We start from the raw sequence: 8,131 nt of genomic DNA on the forward strand, positions 1-8,131 counted from the left end.
GTGGCGCGGCGGGCCCGCGCCGCGGCGGCGTCCTCACGGTCGGCGCGAGTGTCGACTTCACCCCCGCCCTGCTGTTCGCGCAGAGCGCCAACACCCTCGTCCAGCGCCTCGTCTTCAACACCCTGACCCGCTACGACGACCGGCTGAGGCCGCAGCCCGAGCTGGCCACCTCCTGGCAGGTCGCCCCCGACGGCACCGGCGTCACCCTCAAACTGCGCGAGGACGTGACGTTCCACAGCGGCCGCCGGTTCACCGCCGACGACGTCGTCTTCGCCGTCAAGAACCTGCAGAACCCGGCCCGCTCGGCCCAGTTGCGCTCGACCGCGGCCGCCGTCACCGACTTCCGCAAGAACGGCGACTTCGAGCTCACCCTCGTCCTCGCCCACCCGGTGAGCAACATCTTCGACCTCTTCGAGTTCATGATCATCCCGGACTCGGCCACCGTCGAGGAGGCCTTCGCCGGGACGAGGCTGGTCGGCACCGGCCCCTACACCTTCACCGAGCGCAAGCCCGGCAGCTCGCTCACCTTCGCCCGCAACGAGACGTACTGGAACCCCGGCCGCCCCTACCTGGACGGCGTCGAGATCCGGGTGATCCCCCAGAGCGAGTCGCTGCTCTCCTCCCTGAAGACCGGCCAGACCCACCTCTCCTACCACGTGCGCGGCAAGGACCTCACCGCCCTGCGCGGCGACCCGCAGTTCCGCGTCACCTCCTACGACACCGGCGGCGGCGCGTACTACATCGGCGTCAACCTCACCGCCGAGCACGTCGGCGACAAGCGGGTCCGCCAGGCCATCGCCTGGGCCGTCGACCGCGAGCGGCTGGTCCAGCAGGCGCTCGGCGGCTCCGGCACCGTCTCCGCCACGCCCTGGCCCAAGTCCTCCCCCGCGTACAGCGCGGACGCCGCCGCCCACTACCGACACGACCCCGAGCGGGCCCGGCAACTGCTCAAGGAGGCCGGACTCACCGGCATCACCCTGCCGTTCGCGCACAGCAACGACCCGGGCAACACCGCCATCGCGCAGATCCTCCAGTACGACCTCAAGCAGGTCGGCATCGAGACCGTGCTGCAGCCCGTCGACTCGCCCACCATGCAGAAGCAGCTGATCGCCCAGACCATGCCCGCGCTGTGGACGCTCAGCCACGGCTTCGCCCAACTCCACCCCGCCACCCTGGCGGTGAGCGCCTACCCGTTCAACGAGGCGAAGAACAGCTCGCACTTCACCTCGCCGGCCTACACCGACATCGTGCGGCGCGCCTGGAAGCGGCCGGACAGCGACAGCGACGAGGCCAAGGCGCTCTACCGGCAGATCACCGACACCCTGCTCGACGAGCAGTTCGTGATCGACCTCGCCATCGCCGGCCTCAGCGAGGTCGCCGGCGGCAAGGCCCGCGGCGCCACCCTCAACAAGTTCGGCTACCTCAACCTCGACGACGCCTACCTCACGGCCTGACGGGACGGCCCGGGACCCCATGCGAAGCCTCCTCCTCAAGCGACTGCCCTCCGGGCTGCTCGTCCTCCTCCTCGCCTCCTTCCTGGTCTTCCTCATCCTCCGGCTGATCCCCGGCGACCCCGCCACCACGCTGGCCGGCCCCGACGCCGGACCCCAGGCCGTCGCCGCGATCCGCTCCCGACTCGGGCTCGACGAGCCGCTGCTGACGCAGTACCTGCGCTGGCTCGGCGACCTCCTCACCGGCGACCTCGGGCCCAGCTACTCGATCGGCGGCCAGGTCTCCGAACTGATCGGCGACGGCATCGGCGCCACCGTCCAACTCACCGCCGCCGCCCTGCTGCTGGTCGTCCTGCTGGCCCTGCCGCTCGGCGTGCTCGGCGCCACCGCCGAGCGCCGAACGGTCGCCGCCGCCGTCCGCGCCTTCACCACCGCCGTGCTGGCCGTGCCCCCGTTCGTCACCGGCGTGCTGCTGGTGCTGCTGTTCGCGGTCACCCTCGGGCTGCTGCCCGCCGGCGGCCACGAGTCCCTGCTCGACGCCCCCGACCTCGCGCTGCAGTACCTGCTGCTGCCCGCCGTCTGCCTCGCCCTGCCCAGCGCCGCCGTGCTCGCCCGGTACCTCGGCGACGGCATCCAACGGGCGCTCGCCGAGGACTACGTGCGCACCGCCACCGCCGTCGGCGTCTCCCGCCGCCGGATCGTCTGGCGGCACGCCCTGCCCAACGCGCTGCCGTCCGCCGTCACCGTGCTCGGTCTGCAGATCGGCCACCTGGTCGCCGGGGCGGTGCTGGTGGAGCGGATCTTCGCCTGGCCCGGGCTCGGCCAGCTCGTCGAGCAGGGCGTGCTGCGCCGCGACTACCCGGTGGTGCAGGCCGTGCTGCTGCTGGTCGTCGCCGGCTACGTCGCCGTCCAGCTGCTCACCGACCTCGTGTACGCCTGGCTCGACCCCCGGATCCGGTGGGAGTAACCGATGACCGCCCTGACCGCCCCCGCCCCGGCGCGCTCCGCGCGTGCCGCCGTCCGCAACCGCCACCTCGCCGGGCTGCTCACCGCCCGCGGCCTGACCGGGCTCGCCCTGGTCGGCACCATCGCCCTGGCCGGGCTGCTGGCCCCGCTGCTCACCGGACACGACCCCGACGCCCAGGGCCCGCTGGCGCTCGCCGGGCCGAGCGCCGAGCACCCGCTGGGCACCGACGACCTCGGGCGGGACCTGCTCAGCCGGGTCCTGCACGGCATCACCACCGACCTCGCGCTGACCTTCGGCGCCGTACCGGTCGGCGCGCTGACCGGCTGCTCGCTCGCCCTGCTCGCGGCCACCCACCGCTGGGCGGACACCGCCGTCCAGCGGGCCTTCGACCTGGTGCTCGCCTTCCCGGGGCTGATCCTGGCGCTGGCCGTCACGGCCGTGCTCGGGCCGGGCCGCTGGCCGGTGTTCATCGTCATCGCGCTCGCCGAGATCCCGCTGTTCGGACGCCAGTTGCGGTCCGGCATCCTGGTCCAGCGGGAGCGTGAGTACGCGCTGGCCGCCCGGGTCGGCGGCGCCTCCCGGGCCCGGGTGCTGCTGCGGCACGTGCTGCCGAACGCCGTCGACCCGCTGGTCGTGCAGACCGCGGTGGCGCTGTCGGTCGGCGTCTTCATCGAGGGCGCGATGAGCTTCCTGGGGCTCGGCGTGCGCCCGCCGGAGCCGACCCTCGGCTCGATCCTCAGCCAGTCCGTCGGCTACCTCGCCACCCATCCGACCTTCGCGGCCGCCCCGCTGGCCGTGACCACCGCGCTGGTGCTCGGCTTCACGCTGATCGCCGAGGCCCTGAACCGGGGGATCCGCCGATGACCGCCAGCCCTCCCCGCCGCACCGTACTGCGGGTCACCGACCTCACCGTGACGTTCGACGGCGCCACCGACGGCACCTCAGCCGTGGACGGCGTCGGCTTCGAACTCGCCGCCGGGGACACCCTCGGCCTGGTCGGCGAATCCGGCTCCGGCAAGTCCACCACCGCGCTCGCCCTGCTGCACATGCTCCCCGCCGGCGGGCGGATCACCGCCGGCACGGTGGAACTGGCCGGCCAGGACCTCGCCACGCTGCCCGAGAGCGCCCTGCGCGCCGTCCGGGGCCGGCGGATCGCCATGGTCTTCCAGGACCCGATGTCCTCGCTCAACCCGGTGCTCACCATCGGCCGGCAGCTCGACGAGGCACTGCGGGCCCACGGAACCCGTCCCGACAAGCGCGAACGCGCCGCCCGCGCCGTCGAGTTGCTGGACCTGGTCGGCATCCCCGACGCCGCCGACCGGCTGCGCGACCACCCGCACCAGTTCTCCGGCGGCCAGCGCCAGCACGTCATGATCGCCCTAGCGCTCGCCAACGACGCCGAGGTGCTGGTCGCCGACGAACCCACCACCGCCCTCGACCCGACCGTCCAGCGGCAGATCCTGCGCCTGCTCACCCGGATCAACCGGGAGACCGGCACCGCGCTCGTGGTGATCAGCCACGACCTCGGGGTGATCGCGCAGACCTGCCGCCGGCTGCTGGTGATGCGCGACGGCCGGGTGGTCGAGTCCGGCGGGACCGCCGACGTCCTCGCCGAACCGCGGCACCCCTACACCAAGCAGCTGCTGGCCGCCGTCCCACGCCTGGAGGCGCCCTCGGAGGCCGCCGCCAACAGCGTGCCCGGGCCCGAGCCGCTGCTCACCGTCACCGGCCTGCGCAAGACCTACGGCTCGCGACGGCGCGCGGTCACCGCGCTGGACGGCGTCGACCTGGTGCTGCACCCCGGCGAGACGCTCGGCCTGGTCGGCGAGTCCGGCTCCGGCAAGTCCACGCTGGCCCGCGCGCTGGTCCAGGCGCACGCCCCGAGCGGCGGCGGGATCCGGTTCCGGGGAGAGGAGTTCGGACACGGCGGCGAGCGGGCCGCCCGGCGCGAGGTGCAACTGGTCTTCCAGGACCCGTACTCCTCGCTCAACCCCCGGATGACCGTCGGCCGGATCATCGCCGAGCCGCTGATCGCCCACCGCCTGGGCGACCGCCCCGCGCGCGCCCGCCGGGTCGCCGAACTGCTGGAGCAGGTCGGCCTCGACCCCGACAGCGCCGACCGGTACCCGCGCGCCTTCTCCGGCGGCCAGCGCCAACGCATCGGCATCGCCCGGGCGCTGGCGCCCGAGCCGAGCGTGCTGATCTGCGACGAGCCGGTCTCCGCGCTGGACGTCTCGGTCCAGGCCCAGGTGCTCGACCTGCTCGCCCGCCTCCAGCGCGAACTCGGCCTCGCCCTGCTGTTCATCGCCCACGACCTCGCGGTGGTCCGGCAGGTCAGCCACCGGATCGCCGTCATGCACCGCGGCCGGATCGTCGAGACCGGCCCGGCCGACCGGGTCGTCACCGCGCCCGAGCACCCCTACACCGCCGAACTCCTCGCCGCCGTCCCACGCCTGGACGCCCGGCCCGCCGCCCTCAGCACCCGGAGCACCGCATGACCGGCACCCCCGACGCGGAAGCGCCCTACCGCGACCCGTACGCCGGCTTCCCCGGCACCGTCGGCCGCACCTTCCGCGAGTCCACGCCCGCCTGGCCCGGGCGGATCCGCCCGCGCGAGGGCGCGCCCAACATCGTCGTCGTCCTGGTCGACGACCTCGGCTACAGCGACATCAGCCCGTTCGGCGCCGAGATCCCCACCCCGGCCCTGGACGGCCTCGCCGAGCGCGGCGTCAAGCTCGCCAACTACCACACCATGCCGCTCTGCTCCCCCGCCCGGGCCGCCCTGCTCACCGGCCTCAACCCGCACCGGGTCGGCTACTCCTTCGTCGCCAACGCCGACCCCGGCTTCCCCGGCTACGGCATGGAGATCGCCGACGACATCCCCACCCTCGCCCAGCTGCTGCACGACGCCGGCTACGCCACCTACGCCGTCGGCAAGTGGCACCTCACCCGGGACTCCGCCTCCAACGCCGCCGACAACCGCGCCAACTGGCCGCTGCAGAAGGGCTTCGACCAGTACTACGGCGTCCTCGAAGGCCTCACCAGCCTCTTCCACCCGCACCAACTCGTCCGCGACAACAGCCCGCTGGACATCGACGAACTCCCCGACGACTACTACTACACCGACGACATCACCGACCGCGCCATCGACATGGTGAAGGCGCTGCGCGCCCACGACGCCGACAAGCCGTTCCTGCTCTACCTCGCCCACAACGCCGTGCACGGCCCACTGCAGGCCAAGCCCGAGGACCTCGCCCGCCACCGGGGCCGCTACGACGGCGGCTGGGACGAGCTGCGCGCCGCCAGATTCGCCCGCCAGCTGGCCGCCGGCCACTTCCCGCCCGGCACCGAACTGCCGGACCGCAACACCGAATCCGGCCACGAGGTCAGCCCCTGGAGCGAGCTCAACCCCGCCCAGCGGCGGCTCTACGCCCGCTACATGGAGGTCTACGCCGCCATGGTCGACAACGTCGACCAGAACCTCGGCCGGCTGCTCGACACCCTCACCGGACTCGGCGAACTCGACAACACCATCGTGGTGTTCACCTCCGACAACGGCGGCACCGGCGAGGGCGGCGCCGAGGGCACCCGCAGCTACTTCAGCCGCTTCGTCCACCACCCCGGCCTCCCCGAGGACTGGAACCCCGACGTCGAACGGGAGGTGGAACTGATCGGCGGCCCGCGCTCGCTGGTCCACTACCCGCGCGGCTGGGGCATGGCCTCCAACACCCCGTTCCGCCTCTACAAGGGCCAGACCCACGCGGGCGGCGTACGCGTCCCCTTCGTGCTCTCCTGGCCCGCCGGCCTCCCGCGCGCCGAGGACGACCCCGGCGTCCGCACCCAGTACCAGTACGTCACCGACCTGCTGCCCACCCTGCTCGACCTCGCCGGCGTGGAGCGGCCCGCCCGGCGCGCGGGCCTGCCGACCCAGTCCCTGGACGGCGCCACCTTCGCCTCCGTGCTGCGCGACCCGGCCGCCGCCTCCACCCACCCCGAGCAGTACTGCGAGATGACCGGCAACCGCAGCCACTACCGCGACGGCTGGAAGCTGGTCACCCTGCACCGCCCCGGCGCCCCGTACGACGACGGCGAGTGGGCGCTTTACGACCTGCGCACCGACCCCACCGAGATCCACGACCTCGCCGCCGAACACCCCGGCCTGGTCAAGGAGTTGTCCGAGGCGTGGGAGGCCGCCGCCTGGCGCAACGGCGTCTTCCCGCTCAACGACGGCGGCGGCGCCCTCGCCCGCCGCCACCCCGACGAGGCCCTGCTGCGCCGTTCGCTGCGGCTGCTCGCCGGCACGCCCGAACTGGAGCGGTACCGCTCGTCCCGGCTGATCGCCTTCCGCTCCTTCGCCATCGAGGTCGAACTCGCCCACCACGGCGCCGAGGACGCGGGGGTGCTGGTCTCGCACGGCGACCAGGGCGGCGGCTACGGCCTCTACGTCGAGGACGGCCGGCTGCGGTTCGCCTACAACCAGTACGGCGAGCTCTTCGAGGCCGACGCCGGCCCGCTCGCCCCCGGCGCCCACCTGGTCACCGTCGAGGCGACCGCCGTGGCCGGCCTGCGCTGGGAGTTCCGCGTCCTGGTCGACGGCACCGGGACCGGCCGGCTCGGGCCCGTCCACCAGCTCATCGGCATGGCCCCGTTCCAGGGCATCAGCGTCGGCGTCGACCGCAGGTCCCCGGTGTCGTGGCCGCTGTACGAGCGCCACCGCTCCTTCCGCTACAGCGGCGGGCTGCGCGCCGTCACCTACCTGCCCGGCGCGCCCGGCCCCGACGACCCGGCGACCGTCGCCCGAGCGCTGCGGGAGGCCGCCGCCGCGTTCGAATAGCCGATCACCGATCGCCGATCCGATCATCACGCTATTCTCCGGAAGGCCATGTCGTCCGTCCTGTCCGGGGGAACAGTGATCAACGAGCTCCTGCCCGCACCCGTCGTCGTCGAGACCGCCTACTCCGACCCGCCCGAGGCCCGCCTCGAACCGGCGGAGGAGGCGGCCATCGCCCGCGCCGTCGAATCCCGCCGCCGCGAGTTCACCACCGTCCGTCACTGCGCCCGCCTCGCCCTCACCCGCCTCGGCGTCCCGTACCGACCGCTGGTCCCCGGCCTGCGCGGCGCCCCCGGCTGGCCGGACGGCGTCGTCGGCTCGCTCACCCACTGCGCCGGCTTCCGCGCCGCCGCCGTCGCCCGGGCCGAGGACGTCCTCTCCCTCGGCATCGACGCCGAACCCGCCCTCCCGCTGCCCGAGGGCGTACTCGACGCCATCGCCCTCCCCGCGGAGCAGAAGCGCAACACCGCCCTGTCCGCGTCCGACCCCGGCACCCCCTGGGACCGCATCCTGTTCAGCGCCAAGGAATCCGTCTACAAGACCTGGTTCCCGCTCACCCAGCGCTTCCTCGACTTCTCCGAGGCCGACCTCGTCCTCCGCCCCGACGGCACCTTCACCGCCACCATCCTCGTCCCCTCCCCCCTGCCCACCCTGGCGGGACGCTGGCGCGTCCACGACGGGCACCTCGCCACCGCCATCACGGTCCTGCGGTAGGCGCCGATGGCTCTAAGCTCTTCCCCTGAACTGCCGCAGGGCAGCTGGGGTGCGGCCCGAGGGAGACGGGAATGAGCACGGAGATCGTTGAACTGGCGCGGCAGGCCGGCCCGTACCTGACGGCGGCGGTGGGCGCGTACGGCGGCGCGGTGCTCGTCCGCGCCGAAG

General features: G+C 73.7%; 6 protein-coding genes. All 6 read left to right on the forward strand.

Features of this window, described 5'->3' with window-relative positions:
• Positions 1-1,454 (forward strand): ABC transporter substrate-binding protein (locus tag ABD308_RS35350; RefSeq protein WP_344344119.1); only part of this gene is annotated, 1,454 nt, incomplete at its 5' end.
• A 19-nt stretch (positions 1,455-1,473) separates the two neighbouring features.
• Entirely contained in the window at positions 1,474-2,418 is a 945-nt protein-coding gene (locus ABD308_RS35355; RefSeq protein WP_344344121.1) for an ABC transporter permease, read from the forward strand.
• A 3-nt stretch (positions 2,419-2,421) separates the two neighbouring features.
• Positions 2,422-3,282, forward strand: coding sequence for an ABC transporter permease (locus ABD308_RS35360; RefSeq protein WP_344344123.1), 861 nt, complete (start codon positions 2,422-2,424; stop codon positions 3,280-3,282).
• A complete protein-coding gene (locus tag ABD308_RS35365) occupies positions 3,279-4,916 on the forward strand; it encodes an ABC transporter ATP-binding protein (RefSeq protein ID WP_344344125.1) in 1,638 nt (545 codons plus the stop codon). The genes ABD308_RS35360 and ABD308_RS35365 overlap by 4 nt, the downstream gene beginning before the upstream one ends.
• Positions 4,913-7,252 (forward strand): arylsulfatase, encoded by a 2,340-nt coding sequence (locus ABD308_RS35370; RefSeq protein WP_344344127.1) that lies wholly within the window; start codon positions 4,913-4,915, stop codon positions 7,250-7,252. Before ABD308_RS35365 ends, ABD308_RS35370 begins: the two co-directional genes overlap by 4 nt.
• Before the next feature lie 48 nt (positions 7,253-7,300).
• Positions 7,301-7,963 (forward strand): 4'-phosphopantetheinyl transferase family protein, encoded by a 663-nt coding sequence (locus ABD308_RS35375; protein ID WP_344344129.1) that lies wholly within the window; start codon positions 7,301-7,303, stop codon positions 7,961-7,963.
• The last annotated feature ends 168 nt before the right edge of the window (positions 7,964-8,131 follow it).

It is taken from the genome of Kitasatospora putterlickiae (assembly GCF_039527695.1).
In the GTDB taxonomy this organism is placed as follows: domain Bacteria; phylum Actinomycetota; class Actinomycetes; order Streptomycetales; family Streptomycetaceae; genus Kitasatospora; species Kitasatospora putterlickiae.